The 17,803-nt window shown below is 42.9% G+C and carries 17 protein-coding genes; 3 read left to right on the top strand and 14 right to left on the bottom strand.

Annotated elements, in window-relative coordinates:
- Positions 1 to 10: 10 nt before the first annotated feature.
- The 4 genes from R2J37_RS02650 to R2J37_RS02635 form a co-directional block, all read right to left on the bottom strand.
- Complete coding sequence (locus R2J37_RS02650; RefSeq protein WP_316266158.1) at positions 11 to 1,291, bottom strand: ABC transporter substrate-binding protein; 1,281 nt, start codon at positions 1,289 to 1,291, stop codon at positions 11 to 13.
- Complete coding sequence (locus tag R2J37_RS02645; protein WP_256194089.1) at positions 1,288 to 2,190, bottom strand: PfkB family carbohydrate kinase; 903 nt, start codon at positions 2,188 to 2,190, stop codon at positions 1,288 to 1,290. Before R2J37_RS02645 ends, R2J37_RS02650 begins: the two co-directional genes overlap by 4 nt.
- 27 nt (positions 2,191 to 2,217) lie before the next feature.
- A complete protein-coding gene (locus R2J37_RS02640; protein WP_256194088.1) occupies positions 2,218 to 3,201 on the bottom strand; it encodes an SIS domain-containing protein in 984 nt (327 codons plus the stop codon).
- Positions 3,202 to 3,386: 185 nt separating this feature from the next.
- Positions 3,387 to 4,112, bottom strand: coding sequence for a GntR family transcriptional regulator (locus R2J37_RS02635; protein WP_256194086.1), 726 nt, complete (start codon positions 4,110 to 4,112; stop codon positions 3,387 to 3,389).
- 295 nt (positions 4,113 to 4,407) lie between these two features.
- On the opposite strand from R2J37_RS02635, the gene R2J37_RS15265 reads away from it, so the two are divergent.
- The 3 genes from R2J37_RS15265 (at position 4,408) to R2J37_RS02620 (ending at position 7,058) form a co-directional block, all read left to right on the top strand.
- Positions 4,408 to 4,926, top strand: coding sequence for a DUF624 domain-containing protein (locus R2J37_RS15265; protein ID WP_416387399.1), 519 nt, complete (start codon positions 4,408 to 4,410; stop codon positions 4,924 to 4,926).
- Positions 4,927 to 5,045: 119 nt separating this feature from the next.
- A complete protein-coding gene (locus R2J37_RS02625) occupies positions 5,046 to 6,107 on the top strand; it encodes an NAD(P)-dependent alcohol dehydrogenase (protein ID WP_316266156.1) in 1,062 nt (353 codons plus the stop codon).
- A gap of 24 nt (positions 6,108 to 6,131) precedes the next feature.
- Entirely contained in the window at positions 6,132 to 7,058 is a 927-nt protein-coding gene (locus R2J37_RS02620) for a GTP-binding protein (protein WP_316266155.1), read from the top strand.
- A 20-nt stretch (positions 7,059 to 7,078) separates the two neighbouring features.
- On the opposite strand, the gene R2J37_RS02615 is transcribed toward R2J37_RS02620, so the two are convergent.
- The 10 genes from R2J37_RS02615 to R2J37_RS02570 all read right to left on the bottom strand — a co-directional run bounded on the left by R2J37_RS02615 (position 7,079) and on the right by R2J37_RS02570 (position 17,747).
- On the bottom strand, positions 7,079 to 8,167 hold the full coding sequence (locus R2J37_RS02615) for a glycerol dehydrogenase (RefSeq protein ID WP_230107206.1): 1,089 nt from the start codon (positions 8,165 to 8,167) through the stop codon (positions 7,079 to 7,081).
- A gap of 138 nt (positions 8,168 to 8,305) precedes the next feature.
- Positions 8,306 to 9,130, bottom strand: coding sequence for a carbon-nitrogen hydrolase family protein (locus tag R2J37_RS02610; RefSeq protein WP_316266154.1), 825 nt, complete (start codon positions 9,128 to 9,130; stop codon positions 8,306 to 8,308).
- A 94-nt stretch (positions 9,131 to 9,224) separates the two neighbouring features.
- Positions 9,225 to 10,418, bottom strand: coding sequence for an elongation factor Tu (gene tuf / locus R2J37_RS02605; RefSeq protein ID WP_316266153.1), 1,194 nt, complete (start codon positions 10,416 to 10,418; stop codon positions 9,225 to 9,227).
- Between the two features lie 139 nt (positions 10,419 to 10,557).
- Positions 10,558 to 12,675, bottom strand: a complete 2,118-nt coding sequence (fusA, locus tag R2J37_RS02600; RefSeq protein WP_256194074.1) for an elongation factor G — start codon at positions 12,673 to 12,675, stop codon at positions 10,558 to 10,560.
- A gap of 15 nt (positions 12,676 to 12,690) precedes the next feature.
- On the bottom strand, positions 12,691 to 13,161 hold the full coding sequence (gene rpsG, locus R2J37_RS02595; RefSeq protein ID WP_070088498.1) for a 30S ribosomal protein S7: 471 nt from the start codon (positions 13,159 to 13,161) through the stop codon (positions 12,691 to 12,693).
- A gap of 182 nt (positions 13,162 to 13,343) precedes the next feature.
- A complete protein-coding gene (rpsL, locus tag R2J37_RS02590) occupies positions 13,344 to 13,766 on the bottom strand; it encodes a 30S ribosomal protein S12 (protein WP_230107210.1) in 423 nt (140 codons plus the stop codon).
- 275 nt (positions 13,767 to 14,041) lie between these two features.
- Entirely contained in the window at positions 14,042 to 15,100 is a 1,059-nt protein-coding gene (locus tag R2J37_RS02585) for a PDDEXK nuclease domain-containing protein (protein ID WP_316266152.1), read from the bottom strand.
- A gap of 360 nt (positions 15,101 to 15,460) precedes the next feature.
- Positions 15,461 to 15,973 (bottom strand): VanZ family protein, encoded by a 513-nt coding sequence (locus tag R2J37_RS02580; protein WP_316266151.1) that lies wholly within the window; start codon positions 15,971 to 15,973, stop codon positions 15,461 to 15,463.
- Positions 15,974 to 16,033: 60 nt separating this feature from the next.
- Positions 16,034 to 16,984, bottom strand: coding sequence for a tyrosine-type recombinase/integrase (locus R2J37_RS02575; RefSeq protein ID WP_256196226.1), 951 nt, complete (start codon positions 16,982 to 16,984; stop codon positions 16,034 to 16,036).
- Positions 16,985 to 17,153: 169 nt separating this feature from the next.
- Positions 17,154 to 17,747 (bottom strand): VanZ family protein, encoded by a 594-nt coding sequence (locus R2J37_RS02570; RefSeq protein ID WP_316266150.1) that lies wholly within the window; start codon positions 17,745 to 17,747, stop codon positions 17,154 to 17,156.
- Positions 17,748 to 17,803 lie beyond the last annotated feature (56 nt).

Raw genomic sequence — 17,803 nt, 5'->3', positions numbered from 1 at the left:
CTGATTACATTTAGTTCTCTTCTGCAACCTCTGCAGCTACTTTCTGTACATCCGCCATAATATCCGCTGCCGATTTTCCACTGAAACCTTCCTGTACAGATGTCATATACTGGTCTGCCACCTTTGCTTCCACTGCTGTATCCAGCCAGTCTGCAATATTAGTCAGACTTTCTGCTGTCTCATAGGCCTCCACAAGATTAGCGCTGGCATTTTCTTCCGTAATTCCTCCGATAACGCAGTTCGGAAGTCCGGACTCCTCTGTCTGCTTGATCGCCTGTTCTTTGCTTGTCATAAATTTGATAAAGTCCACCGCTTCATCCGGGTGTTCTGATTTCGCGGATACACAGTAAACTTCCGCTCCACCTGTTGTCGTTCCCGGATCACCATCTCCTTCAGTAACCGTTGGGAATTTGAAATATCCCATATTATCGCCCATTGCTTCTTCATAAATAGAAAACTGTGCTGTAGCGTCCATGATCATTCCAACCTGTCCCGCGCAGAACTCCTCACGAACCTGATAATAATCCTTGGAATTTACATTGCTGCCAAAATATCCGTTATCGTTTAAATCCAGAAGCATCTGAATGGCCTCCTGATACCTTGTATCAGTAAACTGTCCGGTTTCCGGATTGTAGTCGGCATTCAAGGTCTCCGGATCTACCATCTGTGCGTTAAATGTTCCAATCCACCAGGCAGAATACCATGTCTGTGAATTTCCAAATCCGATCGGAGTCACGCCATTATCCTGCAGAGTCTGGCATACATTTAAAAATTCATCATAAGTTTCCGGTACTTCCAAATTGTACTGTTCAAAAATCTCTTTATCGTAAATCATATACATGACAGAACTTCTGAATGGGATACCATATGTCTTTCCATCAAATGTACTATTATTCAAAAAGGCCGGAAGAAAGCCGTCTTTCCACTCGGTATCATTTTCCAGATAAGATGTAAGATCTAAAGCCAGTTCTGAACGGGCAAATTTCTTACAATATTCGCCCGACCAGGAGAAGAATACATCCGGCATTTCTCCACCTGCTGCCATTGTACTTAATTTATCCTTAATCGCCTGGTCGCTGACATTCTCCATGACAATATCTACATCCGGATTTGCCTCTTCATAATCCGCCACTGCCTCTTCAAAATATTTGACATATTCTTCTTCCGGATATTTGTTCAAAAAATTGATCGTAATTTTATCTCCACTATCTTCTTCAGAGCTTCCGCATCCTGCCAGCAGTCCCAGAGTCATTGCTCCAACTAAAAAAAGTGATACATATCTCTTCTTCATACTTTTCCTCCTTTAAGCGTCTGTAGTATACGTTCTGTTTGTTCCTCTGTCATTTCGTATCCAACTCCCAGGCTTCCGCGTTTCTGTACAATCTCTGCCGCAAAAGACGCCGCTTTTGAAAGCGCATTCTTTATCTTTGCGCCTTTATCTGCATTTTCCCCGTTCTTCCCGACATCCAGATATGCCGTCAGAAATCTGCTGATAAAAGAATCTCCCGCTCCCATCGTATCAACAGCCTTTACTTCCATAGGTTTTTGATAGTAAAATTCCTTCCCGTCGAATGCGATGGCAGGTTTCTCTCCTCTTGTAGCAACTGCCGTTTCCGTTCCTCGGGCTGTTATCTCCCTTAACAGATCTTTGACCTCCGTCTCGCTTAGGTGACTTCCCGATAAAAAGGCAAATTTTAAATAGGGAGACAGGCAGATTATGTCTTCCTTTGTATAATCATCACAGAAATCATAAGATATTGCAGCTCCACTCTGGGCAAGCTTGACTACTTTCTGATTGTCTACCCGGGCACATCTGCTCAGACATACAATATCAAATGTGTTAATATAGCTTATTTCTTCCGGTGTGAACACAAATGGATAAAGATCAGTAACTCCTTTTTTGTTCCAGTCAACAAACACCCGGTCGCCTTTTACCAGATCCACGATAGCAAATCCGCTTGTCCCCTTTTGGAAGTGAGAATGAGATAAATCCACACCTGCCTCTTCTAGTGTATGATACAAAATCAGGCTCAAAGGATCCTCCCTGGTGAAAACTCCCATAAATGCAGCCTGTGTACCATTCTTTGCGGCATGATATGCAATATTAAATTCATTCCCGCCAGGATACATTCTTTTTTCATGGCGGTAAATATCCATTGTATTAATTCCGATTCCCAACAGTTTTGGCATATATCTTCCCCTGTCTTCCCTGAAAAACTAATATTTCATCTTCCACATATACCTTCTCGTCTCTTTCGGATGCTTACGTTCAATCGCCAGGGCTGTCAGATATTCTCTCCAGGCACAGTCCAGAAGTACATGATTGAAGTACTCTTTTACATTGTCTCCCAGAATGTCAATTCCTAACTCTTTGGCATCGATCACCGTAATCTTTTCTCCGAATTTTTCCATAAATCTCTGGCATCTTAAGTCTTCCTCCCGGCTTCTTCCATCACTGATCAAATGAACCATCGGAAGATTTTTATCCAAAGTCTCGAACGGACCATGGAAAAATTCTGCTGAATTTACAGTCGGCGAATGAATCCACTGAATCTCCATCAGACTGCAGATAGAGGTGGCATAAGCAACTCCCATGGCCGGCGCTCCACCCATTACATAAATCACATCCTCCTTTCTGTGCTTTTTTGCAAATTCTTCCGTTCTTCCATTGTTTACATATTTTCGGATTCTCTCTGCCAGATCTTCCAGGACATCAAAGGCCTTCATCGCCTCATCATAATATGCATAGTCTTCAAACTGTTTCAGCAATTCAAAGGATACCCAGAGTGATAAAGTCACATTCGTTTTCATCATAGGTGTCGTCACTTCTCCAATGGATTCAAAACGTATCACATAGTCTGCATATTTTGTTGTCTCCTCATTACCCTCTCCACATATTGCGATTGTGTAAGCACCCTTTTCCTTGCAGAAACGAATTGCTTCTTCTACTTCCGGTGTCCCTTTCAATGTACTGCATATGCACAGGCAGTTTTCATCAAATGCCTTTGGTGTTGTCAGTAAAAATTCACTGGCATTATAAAGCTCTACATTGAAAATTTTAGATTCCCTCTCCAGCAGATACTTCCCTGCATAGATTCCAGCCAGGGATCCTCCGCAGGCAATGAAATAAACATTTCTGATAGGGGTATCTTTCTTTTCGCTTCTCTTCTTCAAGTCACTTACAATTTCTGGAATGTTCACTGTTCCTCCTCCTTTAATATGTATTAAGACGTCTTTTATTTTATATAATATCACCCAATACCATTCTGTCAATAAATTTTCAGAAAAATAATACCACTTCTTTTTTATTTCCTTTCTATTTATCTTCGATCAGAACAAAAAAGAAGCGCCCATACAAGCGCTTCTCTGCTGGTTTCTTCTTTTCTCTATAAATAGTACTTGAAAATTTCCGGCTGGTCTACTCTGACCAGTTCTTCTACTACATGGACAGGATTGTCATTTTCATCATATACATGGACATGATTTTTAATAACAGCCATTCCTTCTGTAATCTTCAAAAGTTTTGCTTCCTCTTTATTGACATTGGCAATTTCTACCTTATTCAATCCTTTTTTGGAAGGAAATATATGATATTTTTCAATGAGAATTTCATAAAGCGAACCTGTCAGATCCTCCATTTTTAAGAACTCACAAAAGGGATGAAAGTAATTTTTTTCCAGAACAACCGGAACACCGTCCACTTTTCGTACTCTCTCTATCAGCATAACCTGTGATCCCGGAGACAGATTTAAAAAGCTGCACAACTCCTCTGTTCCCTCAGTTAATTCCGCACGCCTCACATCCGCAATAGTATCATGTCCCTGCATCTGGCATATTTTTGTAAAACTGCGGATGTTCTTTACAGCTTCAAATTCTGCTACTTGGGAAACGAACGTCCCCTTTCCCTGTATTTTGATCAAATATCCTGCTTTCACAAGCTCTTCAATCGCCCTTCTTACAGTCACTCTGCTCAAATTATACTTTTTTACCAAACCCGCCTCTGACAATATCCTGTCTCCCGGCTTCAGCTCTCCGGTATCTATTTGTCTTTTCAAATGTTCCTTTAACTGTAAATATAAGGGCTGACTGCTCCCACTATTCATAATTTCCATCTTCCCACCTCCTACTCATTCATATTATAACGTCTTAAAACAAGTTGTGCAAGTTTTATTTACTTATGATATAATATATACGATGTCAGGACAGGATTTTGGAAGTGCACAGCGCTGAGCAAGCCGCCGACATCATAACGTCACCCATAAAATCCCAGGGAACTACTGCAAGAACTGAGAGGTGTATATTTTGAAAAACATAACAGATCACATTATTTTTCGTTTTCTTTCCCGCATAACCGATTTTTTTCTTCTCAATATACTTTGGATTATTTTTTCCATTCCGCTGTTTACTATGGGCGCCTCTACTGCCGCCCTCTATTCTGTTATGTTTAAACTCATTCAAAAAAATGAAAGTTATATTGCCCGGGAGTTTTTTTATGCTTTTAAAAACAATTTCAAACAGGGAACTGCTCTCTGGTTTGGTTCTCTTTTTCTTCAGCTGATCCTGACCGCTGATTTTCTGATCATCCGGCAAATGGGTCTTGCGTTTCTTGGCAATATCCTTTTTGTTTTTCTCTTCATTATAGAATTTTTTGTCATATCTATAAGCCTTTATGCTTATGCTTTGATTGCCCGCTATACTCTCTCTTTGTCTGCTGTTATAAAAAATTCTTTTCTTCTTTCCTTCGGGCGGCTTCCTTATTCCATGCTCATGATATTTATCTGCCTTCTTCCAGTTATCCTTACTTGTCTGAATCTCTATACTCTTTTGGCTGGAATACTCTTCTATCTTACAGTCGGATTCTCCCTTATATGCTGGATTATCTGTCACATTTTTCTTTATATATTCAAAATATTAGATTGTATTTGATATATTTTCTACAAACTTAATAAATTATTGTTAATTTTCTGTTTTTTATTTACTTTTCATAGGCGTCCTGTTATAATGAGATAAATTATCAATTTCAAAAAGTAAAAGGAGGGAACGATATGAAAGGCTATGCAATGCTTAAAATCGGGGAATCCGGTTGGATCGAAAAAGAAAAACCTGACTTTGGACCACTGGATGCCATTTGCAAACCACTGGCAGTTGCCATCTGTACATCCGATGTTCACACTCTCTGGGAAGGCGCCATCGGAGAACGTCACAATATGATACTTGGGCATGAATGCTGTGCTGAAGTTGTAGAAGTAGGCTCTCTTGTAAAGGATTTCAAACCCGGAGACCGTGTTCTTGTTCCGGCCATTACACCTGACTGGAACTCTCTGGAAGCCCAGGCAGGATACTCCATGCACTCCGGCGGAATGCTTGCAGGATGGAAATTCTCCAACTTTAAAGACGGCGTATTTTCCGAATATTTCCATGTAAACGATGCCGACGGCAATCTCGCACTTTTGCCTGACAACATTACTCCGGTAGACGCATGTATGTTGTCTGATATGGTTCCTACCGGATTCCACGGCGTAGAACTGGCAGACGTACAGTTTGGAGATACCGTTCTTGTAATCGGAATCGGCCCGGTCGGCCTTATGGCAGTTGCCGGAGCAAATTTAAGAGGCGCATCCAGGATCATTGCAGTCGGCACACGCCCGGCATGTGTAGAAGCAGCCAAAGGATACGGCGCTGTTGATTTTATCAGTTATAAAGATGGAAGCATCGAAGATCAGGTTCTTGCCATGACAGGAGGAAAAGGCGTAGATAAAGTGATCGTTGCCGGAGGCGGATGCGAAACCTTTGAATCAGCCGTTAAAGCCCTGAAACCAGGCGGAAAAATCGGAAATGTAAATTATCTCGGAAGCGGAACCTATGTAAACATCCCCCGCGCCGAGTGGGGCGTCGGCATGGGACACAAACAGATCAACGGCGGACTGATGCCGGGCGGACGTCTCCGTATGGAAAAACTGGGCGCACTTGTCTCTGCCGGAAAACTTGATGTGCATCCTCTTGTATCTCATGTATTTGAAGGCTGGGAACATCTGGAAGAAGCTCTGTTCATGATGCGTGACAAACCGAAGGATCTGATCAAACCAGTTGTAAAAATCGAAGATTAACTGCCCCATGGAGGATTATAACACATGAAGATACTGATCGTATCCGGATTTCTTGGCGCCGGAAAGACCACCTTTATAAAAGAGATGTCCCGCAAACTGGACCGTGATTTTGTTGTCATGGAAAACGAATACGGCGAGACAAATATGGATGAAACCTTTCTCCAGGATAACGAAAAACTGAATATCTGGGAAATGACAGAAGGATGTATCTGCTGCACCATGAAAGCAGATTTCGCATCTTCCATCCTGACCATTGCCAACACTCTGGATCCGGAGTATCTCATTGTGGAACCTACAGGCGTCGGTATGTTAAGCAATGTCATCCAGAATATCCGGCAGATCGAATATGAGCGTATCACTCTGCTTCGCCCCGTGACTATTCTGGATGCCAACTGCTTTGACCGCTATATGCATGACTATGAGGAAATTTTTCAAGATCAATTGAAATCTGCCGGAACCATTGTAATATCCAAACGAAACTTCCATATACCTGAAGAGACCGCCGAATTTGTCCAAAAAGTTCAAAAGACAGCACCGGATGCCAGGATACAGGTCCAGCGTTATTCTTATCTTGACTCTTCCTGGTGGGAAAGTCTTCTGGAAACGGACTTCAGCGGAAATATAATAGAAAACAAAGGAGAGGCCAAGTCTGATTTTGACAGCTTCACTCTATCCGGCATTTCTCTGGAAAACAGCTCTGCTCTTCTTCTCTTTTTAGAGCAGCTTGTCCGGGGAGAATTTGGAGACATCTGCCGGTCAAAAGGGATCCTTAATACAGGACAGTGCCATCTTCGTTTTGATACCGTGGATATGCGCTACAGTCTCACTGGTTTCGAATCATCCGGCAAATCTCAAGGTGTGTTTATTGGCACAAATATAAAAAGGAATGCACTGCGCCGGAAACTCCTTCCACAGTACATTCCCCGTATACAGTTCCGGCCGTCTTCCTGACAGCCGGAATTTTATTTCCTTTATTTTCTGGCTCTTCCAAGAGAATCTGCCGCAACAATCGCATCATATAACTGCTCCGGCGTTACATCCGCTACCATGTTATGGATGGATTCTCCCTCTGCACATGCATTCTTCGCAATTACCTCAATTTCTTCTTTCTTTGTAACTCCAAGCTCTTCCAGAGTAATCGGAAGCCCTACTTCCATGCAGAAATCCTGCACTTCTTTAAATTCTTCTTTGGATGCTCCTTCCAGAACAAGCTGTACCAAAGTGCCATATGCCACACAATTTCCATGCGGAGCGCTGTGTCCGCCAAGAGCTGTCAGTCCATTGTAGAAGGAATGAGCTACAGCCAGACCGCCGTTATCTGCACCGACACCGGACAGATATACATTCGCTTCGATAATCGCATCCAGAGCAGGAGTAACAACCTGATTTTCGCAGGCATGTTTTGCCGCTGCCCCGTATTCTTTCAATGTTTCATAACACAGACCGCAAAGAGCCATAGCCGATCTTGTAATTCCTCCAAATTCCAGACTGGGGGCATCTGTCCTCTGGCAGGCCCTGGCCTCAAAATAAGTGCCCAGAGCATCTCCCATTCCGGCAACCAGGAATCTCACGGGCGCCTTGGCAATGATATCACTATCCACAATAACTGCCTCCGGATTTTTCGGATAAAACAGATAACTGTTAAAAGTCTCATCGTCATTATAAATAACAGAAAGGCCGGTACAGGGGGCATCTGTTGCCACAACAGTAGGAACAATGACAACCGGAAGCTTTTCATAGTAAGCAGTTGCCTTGGCCGTATCTATTGCAGAACCTCCGCCCACGCCAACTACAACATTGATCCCCTTCTCACGGACAATCGCTCTCATTTTTTCAATTTCACCGACACTGGAAACACCGCCAAAGATTTCATAGCACCTGCTGTCATCTGCAGTGCCGAAACTTTTTTCAATCTTGTCATGGCACATTTTATGTCCACTTTTTGAACAAATAAACAGCCATTTGTTTCCCAGCTCTTTCATCTCTTCATAGAAACTCAAAAGAGAATCTTTTCCCTGCACATATTTCTGCGGAGCACGCATCAGTCTTAATCTTGCCATAGTAACACCCTCCTACAATTTTTATTGTTAATTATTTATCAATTTAATTTTATTATAGAACTTTTTATTCAAAAAGCAAGATGAAAACTATCCAAATATGCAGTTTATATTTTCGATTTTTTCGTTAATTTTTTATCATTAAAATTCTGCTCCATTTTCGCTCTGGTATATATCCGTCCGGCGCGCCGAAAGAAGCGGCAGCTGCCTGCGGATACTATCTGCTTCTTTCAGATCAACGTCATGGATAATGTATCCTTCTTCTCCCTCCATCTCTTCAATGACATCTCCCCATGGAGATACCAGAAGGGTATGCCCCCAGGCAACATAAGAGGCTCCTGTATCTCTTGCACTGGAAGTACCTGCCACAAAACACTGGTTGTCCACAGCCCGGCCGCGGAACATTACATCCCAATGCGCCGGTCCTGTGGTCATGTTAAATGCCGCCGGAACCAGAATCATTTTCGCTCCCCTAAGTACCATCATCCTTGCCAGCTCCGGAAAACGGAAGTCAAAACAGATACAGAGTCCGATTTTTCCAAATTCTGTGGAAAATACCGTACACTTATCCCCCGCCGTCAATATTTCTGATTCCTTAAAATGCTGACCGCCCTCGACCTGAATGTCAAAGAGATGCGCTTTCCTGTGCTTCGCGATCTGCTTCCCATTTCTGTCAAAGACATAAGCAGTATTGTATATCTTCCCCTCTGCAATTTCCGGGACAGAGCCTGCTGCAAGGTAAATCCCGTATTCCTTTGCAAGATGACTTAACATCTTCCATGTTTCCCCGCCTTCTTCCTCTGCATAAAGCGGAAACTGCTTTGTCTCATAGGGACAGTTAAACATTTCCCCCAGCATTACAAGATCCGGTCTCTCCGATTTTATTTTTTCGAGATACAGCTTCAGTTGTTCTGCATTTTTCTTCTTATCATTATAAACACGGGACTGTATCTGTGCGATTTTCATGGAAATCCCTCCTTTTAGCCAGCGCTGCAAATTCAAAAACCCTCAGAAAGCATAACTTTCTGAGGGTGAATTTTTATATTACTCCTATCAATGATTACTCAATGATTGTAGCAACACGTCCTGATCCTACTGTACGTCCGCCTTCACGGATAGCGAAACGAAGTCCCTGCTCCATAGCAACTGGGTGAATCAGTTCGATTGACATTTCTACGTTGTCACCAGGCATGCACATTTCAACACCGTCCGGCAGGTTGCAAACACCTGTTACGTCTGTTGTTCTGAAGTAGAACTGTGGACGATAGTTGTTGAAGAATGGAGTATGACGTCCACCTTCATCTTTTGTCAGAACGTAAACCTGTGCTGTAAACTTTGTATGGCATGTTACAGAACCTGGTTTAACAAGAACCTGACCTCTTTCGATGTCTGTTCTCTGAACACCACGAAGCAGAGCACCGATGTTGTCACCAGCCTGTGCCTCATCAAGCAGCTTACGGAACATCTCAACACCTGTTACAACTGTTTTCTGTTTCTCTTCATGGATACCAACGATTTCAACTTCGTCGGATACATGCAGTGTACCACGCTCTACTCTACCTGTAGCAACTGTTCCACGTCCTGTGATAGAGAATACGTCCTCTACAGGCATCAGGAACGGCTGATCTGTAGCACGCTGTGGATCTGGAATATAAGAATCAACTGCATCCATCAGCTCCATGATCTTATCTCCCCACTCTCCGTCTGGATCTTCCAGAGCTTTCAGAGCGGATCCCTGGATGATCGGTGTGTCATCTCCCGGGAATTCATATTCATCAAGCAGTTCACGAATTTCCATCTCTACTAATTCAAGAAGTTCTTCGTCATCTACCATATCACATTTGTTCATGAATACAACGATGTAAGGTACACCTACCTGACGAGACAGAAGGATGTGCTCTCTTGTCTGAGCCATAACACCGTCTGTAGCAGCAACAACCAGGATAGCTCCATCCATCTGAGCAGCACCTGTGATCATGTTCTTAACGTAGTCAGCATGTCCCGGGCAGTCTACGTGAGCGTAGTGACGTTTCTCTGTCTCATACTCAACGTGAGCTGTAGAAATTGTGATACCACGTTCTCTTTCTTCCGGAGCTTTATCGATGTTGTCGAATGCAACCTCTGCGTTACCAGATACTCTGTGGGAAAGAACTTTTGTGATAGCTGCTGTAAGAGTTGTTTTACCATGGTCAACGTGGCCGATGGTACCAATATTACAATGTGGTTTTGTTCTTTCAAATTTAGCTTTTGCCATTTTGAATGTCCTCCTTATTCAACCGCCCTTTCGGGCATTTTTCATGATTTTTCAGTTTACTCGGCTATTTCTGATTATATTTCATATCCCCTTGATTTTCAAGCCTTTTTCGCACTTTTTCAAAGAAAATACGCGGGAATTATTCATTTTTTCCTGACAGAACTTTTTCCTGAACAGATTTCGGAACCGGTTTGTAACTCTCGAAGAACATAGAGTAGTTACCACGTCCCTGTGTTCTGGAACGTAAGTCTGTGGAATAGCCAAACATTTCGGAAAGCGGTACGTGTGCACGTACGATCTTTCCTCCGCCCAGATCATCCATACCTTCGATCTGTCCACGGCGTGAGTTGATATCACCGATGATATCTCCCATGTATTCTTCCGGCATAGTTACTTCTACCTTCATAATAGGCTCAAGAAGTACAGGAGCAGCTTTCTTCATCGCATCCTTGAATGCCAGGGATCCGGCAATGTGGAATGCCATTTCACTGGAGTCGACTTCATGGTAAGAACCATCATAAACAGTAGCGTGCAGTCCGACTACCGGGAATCCGCCGAGGATACCGGATTTCATTGCTTCTTCGATACCTTCGCCTACTGCCGGGATGTATTCCTTCGGAATTGCTCCTCCGACTACAGTAGACTCGAACTTGTATGTCTCCTCACCGTTGACATCCATTGGCTCGAATTTTACTTTACAATGTCCGTACTGTCCACGTCCACCAGACTGTTTTGCATACTTGCTGTCTACATCAACTGCTTTAGTAAACGCCTCTTTGTAAGCAACCTGTGGTGCACCTACATTAGCTTCTACCTTAAATTCACGAAGCAGACGGTCTACGATGATCTCCAGGTGGAGCTCACCCATACCAGCGATGATTGTCTGACCTGTTTCCTGATCTGTATGAGCACGGAATGTCGGGTCTTCTTCTGCAAGTTTTGCAAGAGACTCACCAAGTTTACCCTGGGAAGCCTTTGTCTTAGGCTCGATAGCAAGCTCGATAACAGGTTCCGGGAACTCCATGGACTCCAGGATTACCGGATGCTGCTCATCACAGATTGTATCACCTGTTGTAGAGAACTTAAATCCGATCGCTGCAGCGATATCTCCGGAGTAAACCTTATCCAGCTCCTGTCTCTTATTTGCGTGCATCTGAAGGATACGTCCTACACGTTCCTTCTTGCCTTTTGTTGCGTTTAATACATAGGAACCGGAATTTACAGTTCCTGAATAAACTCTGAAATATGCCAGCTTACCTACGAACGGGTCTGTCATAATCTTGAATACGAGAGCGGAGAACGGCTCTTCATCAGAAGAATGTCTCTCAACTTCATTTCCGTCTTCGTCCTGACCCTTGATAGCAGGGATATCAGTCGGAGCCGGCATGTATTCAAGAACAGCATCCAGAAGTTTCTGAACACCTTTGTTTCTGTATGCAGATCCACAGCATACAGGAACAGCTGTACATTCGCATGTAGCTTTGCGGAGAACTGCTTTCAGTGCATCAACGGACGGCTCTTCACCTTCCAGATACTCCATCATCAGGTCATCATCCAGCTCGCAGATCTTCTCTACAAGTTCTGTATGATACAGTTCTGCATCGTCTTTCATATCATCCGGGATATCTGTAACGGAAATGTCATCACCTTTATCATCATTGTAGATATAAGCCTGCATTTCCATCAGGTCGATAATTCCCTTGAAATCATCTTCTTTGCCAATTGGCAGCTGAAGACAGATTGCATTTTTACCTAATCTTGTCTTAATCTGCTCTACTGCGTTGTAAAAGTCAGCACCCAGGATGTCCATTTTATTGATGAAGGCCATACGTGGTACATTGTATGTGTCAGCCTGACGCCATACGTTTTCTGACTGAGGTTCTACACCGCCTTTAGCACAGAATACGCCCACCGCACCGTCAAGTACGCGAAGTGAACGCTCAACCTCTACTGTAAAGTCAACGTGGCCCGGGGTATCAATGATATTGATACGATGTTCCAAAGCACCTTTTTTCGGCTTTGTCTTTTCTTCCAGAGTCCAGTGACATGTAGTAGCGGCTGAAGTAATTGTAATACCTCTTTCCTGCTCCTGCTCCATCCAGTCCATGGTAGCAGTACCTTCATGAGTATCACCAATTTTGTAGTTAACACCAGTGTAATACAGAATACGCTCTGTCAATGTTGTCTTACCAGCATCGATATGAGCCATAATACCAATATTTCTGGTTCTCTCCAATGGATATTCTCTTCCAGCCAAGGTCTCTTCCTCCTATTAGAATCGATAGTGAGCAAATGCTTTGTTTGCTTCTGCCATCTTGTGCATGTCTTCTTTTCTCTTAACTGCTGCACCTGTGTTGTTTGCAGCATCCATGATCTCATTTGCCAGTCTTTCTTCCATTGTCTTCTCGCCTCTTGCGCGGGAGAAGTTGGTCAGCCAGCGAAGCGCCAGAGCCTGTCTTCTGTCAGCTCTTACTTCGATTGGCACCTGGTATGTTGCACCACCGATACGTCTTGCCTTTACCTCAAGTACTGGCATGATATTGTTCATTGCCTCTTCAAACACTTCGATAGCCGGCTTATCGGTCTTTTCTGCAACTCTGTCAAACGCTCCATATACAATCTTCTGTGCGATTCCCTTCTTACCATCTAACATAATGTTATTGATAAGTTTCGTAACCACTTTGTTGTTGTACAATGGATCTGCTAATACGTCTCTTTTCTGAGTATGTCCTTTACGTGGCACGGTCCTTCCCTCCTTAAACAATTGATTAATTCATCGGTACTCACATGTGTCTTTCTAATGATACAGTGTAGTGCACAGGCCATACGGCAGGAAGAAACGCTTTCTTCTATCCGTAATACCTGTAACTTACTTCATCATAGTTCTGTTTGTGACTACAATTTTCTCTTACATTTACTAAGAGCTTATTTCTTTGCGTCTTTCGGTCTCTTTGCTCCGTATTTGGAACGAGCCTGTCTTCTCTTGGCAACACCTGCTGTATCAAGTGTTCCTCTTACGATGTGGTATCTTGTACCTGGAAGGTCCTTAACACGCCCTCCACGGATCAGAACAACACTATGCTCCTGAAGGTTATGTCCTTCTCCCGGAATATAGCTTGTTACTTCGATTCCGTTAGACAGACGAACTCTGGCGATCTTTCTAAGAGCTGAGTTAGGTTTCTTAGGTGTCGCTGTCTTAACAGCTGTACAAACGCCTCTCTTCTGCGGTGCAGATGCGTCTGTCGCTCTCTTCTTCAGGGAGTTGTATCCTTTCTGAAGTGCCGGTGCTGTTGACTTCTTTACAGATGTCTGACGTCCTTTTCTTACTAACTGGTTAAATGTTGGCATTTCTTTTCACCTCCTACGATAAAAATAAGTTACGGGTTTTTAAACGTCATTCCGTTTAAAACGCGCAAAAAAATACTGCACATTTTTATACGCGCTAGATTATTCTATTATGTCTAAACCGAAAAGTCAAGGGGATAGCCCAAAATTCCTGAAAAAATGGGACTTTCCCTTTAAATAGAAAAGCTGAAGGGTTTTCACAATGAACACCTCTCAGCTATGTTAAAAAAATATGCAATTTTAATTTTGACAAATTGGCTTACAAGTTGTAAGCCAATTTACTCAGACAGCTCGTTTTCAATTTCTTCTACTGTCGGCAGACTACTTTTAAACTCCTCACGCAGTACCTTTGTCAATTCATATTCTGCAATCCCGATAGGCTGTGATATATCGTCAAGAGCATATTCTGCGACAACATCGTCTTTATCTTTACAAATGAGTATTCCAATAGTCGGATTATCCTGGAATGCCTTCATCTGTTTATTAACAGCAGTTACATAAAAATTTAATTTTCCCGCAAACTCCGGCTTAAACTTTTCAGTTTTCAATTCTACCACCACATAACAATGCAGACGGGCATGGTAGAAAAGCAAATCAATATAAAAATCGCTTTCTCCAACACGAATATGGACTTGTCTGCCCATATAGGAAAATCCTGTGCCAAGCTCCAGTAAAAATTGCGTAATTTGGTTAACAAGGGCATCTTCTAATTCTTTTTCATCGTATTCTTCTCGGAGTGTGAGGAAATCAAAATTATATGGATTTTTCAAAGTCTGCACTGCCAAGTCTGATTGAGGCTCTGGAAGTTTTACAGAAAAATTAGTAATTGCTTTCCCCTGCCTATCATAGAGTCCGCTATCAATCTGATGTTCTAATACTGATCTGCTCCACCCGTTGTCCATTGTTTTCTGCACATAGAATAATGCTTCCGGAATGCTTTGGCATTTATAAACAATTCGCTGATTATGGCCCCACGGAATGCTTTTTACCATTTTTTCTATCATGTCCGTTTGGCTTACAGCTTGTAAACCATTTTCATCAATGTTATAGAATTTATACCAATAACGAATACTTTTTAAATTCTGAACAGAAAAACCCGACATATTCGGAAATGTTTTTTTCAAATCTTTGCTCATAGCAGGCAGAAAAGCATCTCCCCATTTAGCAGTTTTCTGTTTTATCACAATGTCTCTGCCTATATCCCAATACAAATCCAGCATAGCATAATTCACTTTCACAGATGCCTTAATTTGGCTCTGCCTGATTTTTTGTTTTATGTTCTCTATCCAAGCTCTATAATCCTCTGTTACCACAAAGCTAACCTCTCTACTTGTCATGGATGCTCCTCCAATTAGTATTTCTACCAAAAGAAAACTTATGCTTCTCTATTTTATCATAAACCAATCTCTTTTTTCAAACCCATTAAGAAATGTACGACGCCAGCCACCATAAAGAAAATACAGGGCTTCCTGCCCTGCATTTTTCTTTCGCCTGACGGCGTTTTCTATGCTTAATACTCCCTTGGCTTTTCCCGTCCCAAAACACTTGGTTGCCGCCATAATATGCCCGACGGATGCGCAGTGGATTTCTGCGGTTCCACAAAAACTGCCCTATGCGCAGGTATAATAACCGCGCTGCCGTTATTATACCACAAAAGCCTGTGCGTTAAAAGTGTAATAAGCTGGAAATTTACTATATTATGTGGTTTTTTCTGTTCCCGATACTACATTTTCTGCTTCTTTCCTGCAATGCGCCGGCCGGGCAAGCAGAAAACTCACTGCAAGAAAGAGCAATATACCTGCCGCCGCCCCAAGACTGTCGATCAGCACATCTGTAACTCTGCATCCTCTGCCCGGCACAAAGAGCTGATGAAATTCATCAGTTGCCGCATAAGCCGCCGCCGACAAAAAACTGGCAATGATCTGTCTTCTGCCTGCCAGCCCATAACTTTGGTACATTCCCATAAGGAGAACTGCAAAACAGGCGTATTCTGTGGCATGGGCCGCCTTTCTCACCGGATAATCTATTCGCTCGGCAAATGCTTCCTGTTCCTTTTCTGTCCATTTATCATAATCAGGCACGAAAATCTCTCCTACTATTTTCCCAACCGAAAGACTCATATTGCTGGATTCATCCGCCGGCTGTGCCGAAAACCAGAAGATCAGACACATCCAGAAAAAGACCGCCGCTGTCAATACTTTTCGTTTCAATTCATTTCCATTCCTTCCGCTGCTTTTCTTCTGATTATTATAGCGATTCTCTTTCCCATGTCAAGGACTGACACACAACCGGTCCATATGCTTTCTTTTTTGTTCCATAGAAGAATGCACATACCGGTTCAGCGTAATATTTACATTGGCATGTCCCAGAATTTCACTTAAAGATTTAATATCGAACCCCTCTTCAATGCATCTGGTGGCAAACGTGTGGCGAAGCGCATGGTAATTGATCTCATTCATCCGGCATTCCCTAAGATACCGCTTAAAAATATTTTCCATGGTTCTCGGCTCAATAAATTTATCTGCCGTACCCGTAAGGACATATGCATTTTCCGGAGATTTCTCCAGAGTTTTCAATCTTTCCTGCAAAAAGAAGGGGATCGGAATATCCCTTCTCGAACAGCTGCTCTTCGGCTCTGTCACAATGATCTTGGTCTTCCTTCCCCCGCTCATTTTTACATCCTGTATTCTCTGCATAGTAAAACGCACCTGCAGAAGTTCTTCCTTATTAATAATGTTTTCCTTTTTCAGCGCACAGACTTCTCCCAGCCTAAGCCCCATATACAGACTCAAAAGAACTCCCGTCTTAGTCAGGCTTTCATCACTCATCAGGAATCGCTCCAGCTTCCTCTGCTCCTGCCTCTCCAGGATATGGATCTGACTGTCACAGTTTTTCAGCCGTATCAGTTCGAAATGGCAGGGAAATTCCACATCCCAATAAGATGCATAACGGCAGATTTCCTTGAGCAGCGTCAAAATATCCTTGACTGTTTTCCCCGACAAGGCCTCTCCCCGCAAATTTCCTCCGGACAGCTTATCCTGTACAAACGCTTCTACGACAGCGGTTGTCATCTGTCCCGCTTTCACACTGCCAAGCTGAGGCAAAATGTGGTTGCGCACCAGATTATTATACTTTACATAGGAAGATTCTTTAACGCGAAGCCTTACATTATCCAGCCACTGCCGGACAATCACCTCAAATTCCATGTTTTCGTTCACCATCACGTGTGACCTCCTTTTTCTATAGTTTCTATAGATTATATAAGGAAATCACCGCGAAACTGCGTACGGCTTCACGCAGAATACAGTCAGTTAACGTGCCTTTTCTTTTATTATTCCTTCTTTTTCAGAGCACGCTCGTGATCCAGGAGAAAAAGGATAAGCCGACAATTTACAAACGCGCCTGTGCATACCGTCTCCTTCTTTTCGGCACCCGGCACTGGTTTCTCACCGGAGAGCGCAGGATATGGAAGAGACACCATCCCGCCATTGCTCCCATCGTATTATTAAAGATATCATCCAGTTCGAACAGCCCGATCTTATAAACAAGCTGAGTACTCTCTACCGCAATGCTTAAAAACATCGACAGCATCAGCACTTTCCAGAAAGACGCCTTTTTCAGCGCATCATTCAAAAGGAATCCCAACGGGAAAAACAGAGCGATATTATTGATCACTTCCATTCCAAGTTCCACATTTCCGCCAAAAATCCACTCTTTATAGGACCAGAACATTTCCAGCTCATATCGATGAGATGTGCCAATCTCCCGGAATCCCAATGTGAAATAAGCGATGCCTGCCAGCTCTACAAGCAGACAGAAAATCGCCAGTACTTTTCTCAAAACAGGAGACAGCCTCGGGTTCAGCCAGTACATAAGAAGCATATACGTAATCACAAAAAGCAAAAGGAACTGCACCAGAAGCTGATTCTCCACATAATATATCTTTAAAAACCAAATCGCTTTCGCGATAAATTCCTGCAACATTCTTCTTTCACCTCTGCTTTCGCAATTGTAGTATTTATAATATCCCCATGTAACAG

It is taken from the genome of Claveliimonas bilis (assembly GCF_030296775.1).
GTDB classification, from domain to species: Bacteria; Bacillota; Clostridia; order Lachnospirales; family Lachnospiraceae; genus Claveliimonas; species Claveliimonas bilis.
The sequence above is the reverse complement of the archived record's forward strand: the minus strand, read 5'-3'. Positions and strand labels throughout refer to the sequence as shown.

What these genes read in the sequence shown, in the direction of transcription:
- R2J37_RS02620 (WP_316266155.1), top strand. Translation starts at nt 6,132, where the DNA reads ATGAAGATACTGATCGTATCCGGATTTCTTGGCGCCGGAAAGACCACC.
- R2J37_RS15265 (WP_416387399.1), top strand. Translation starts at nt 4,408, where the DNA reads ATGGGCGCCTCTACTGCCGCCCTCTATTCTGTTATGTTTAAACTCATT.
- tuf (WP_316266153.1), bottom strand. Translation starts at nt 10,418, where the DNA reads ATGGCAAAAGCTAAATTTGAAAGAACAAAACCACATTGTAATATTGGT.
- R2J37_RS02575 (WP_256196226.1), bottom strand. Translation starts at nt 16,984, where the DNA reads ATGGTGAACGAAAACATGGAATTTGAGGTGATTGTCCGGCAGTGGCTG.
- R2J37_RS02645 (WP_256194089.1), bottom strand. Translation starts at nt 2,190, where the DNA reads ATGCCAAAACTGTTGGGAATCGGAATTAATACAATGGATATTTACCGC.
- R2J37_RS02610 (WP_316266154.1), bottom strand. Translation starts at nt 9,130, where the DNA reads ATGAAAATCGCACAGATACAGTCCCGTGTTTATAATGATAAGAAGAAA.
- R2J37_RS02650 (WP_316266158.1), bottom strand. Translation starts at nt 1,291, where the DNA reads ATGAAGAAGAGATATGTATCACTTTTTTTAGTTGGAGCAATGACTCTG.
- R2J37_RS02570 (WP_316266150.1), bottom strand. Translation starts at nt 17,747, where the DNA reads ATGTTGCAGGAATTTATCGCGAAAGCGATTTGGTTTTTAAAGATATAT.
- R2J37_RS02615 (WP_230107206.1), bottom strand. Translation starts at nt 8,167, where the DNA reads ATGGCAAGATTAAGACTGATGCGTGCTCCGCAGAAATATGTGCAGGGA.
- R2J37_RS02585 (WP_316266152.1), bottom strand. Translation starts at nt 15,100, where the DNA reads ATGACAAGTAGAGAGGTTAGCTTTGTGGTAACAGAGGATTATAGAGCT.
- R2J37_RS02625 (WP_316266156.1), top strand. Translation starts at nt 5,046, where the DNA reads ATGAAAGGCTATGCAATGCTTAAAATCGGGGAATCCGGTTGGATCGAA.
- rpsL (WP_230107210.1), bottom strand. Translation starts at nt 13,766, where the DNA reads ATGCCAACATTTAACCAGTTAGTAAGAAAAGGACGTCAGACATCTGTA.
- R2J37_RS02635 (WP_256194086.1), bottom strand. Translation starts at nt 4,112, where the DNA reads ATGGAAATTATGAATAGTGGGAGCAGTCAGCCCTTATATTTACAGTTA.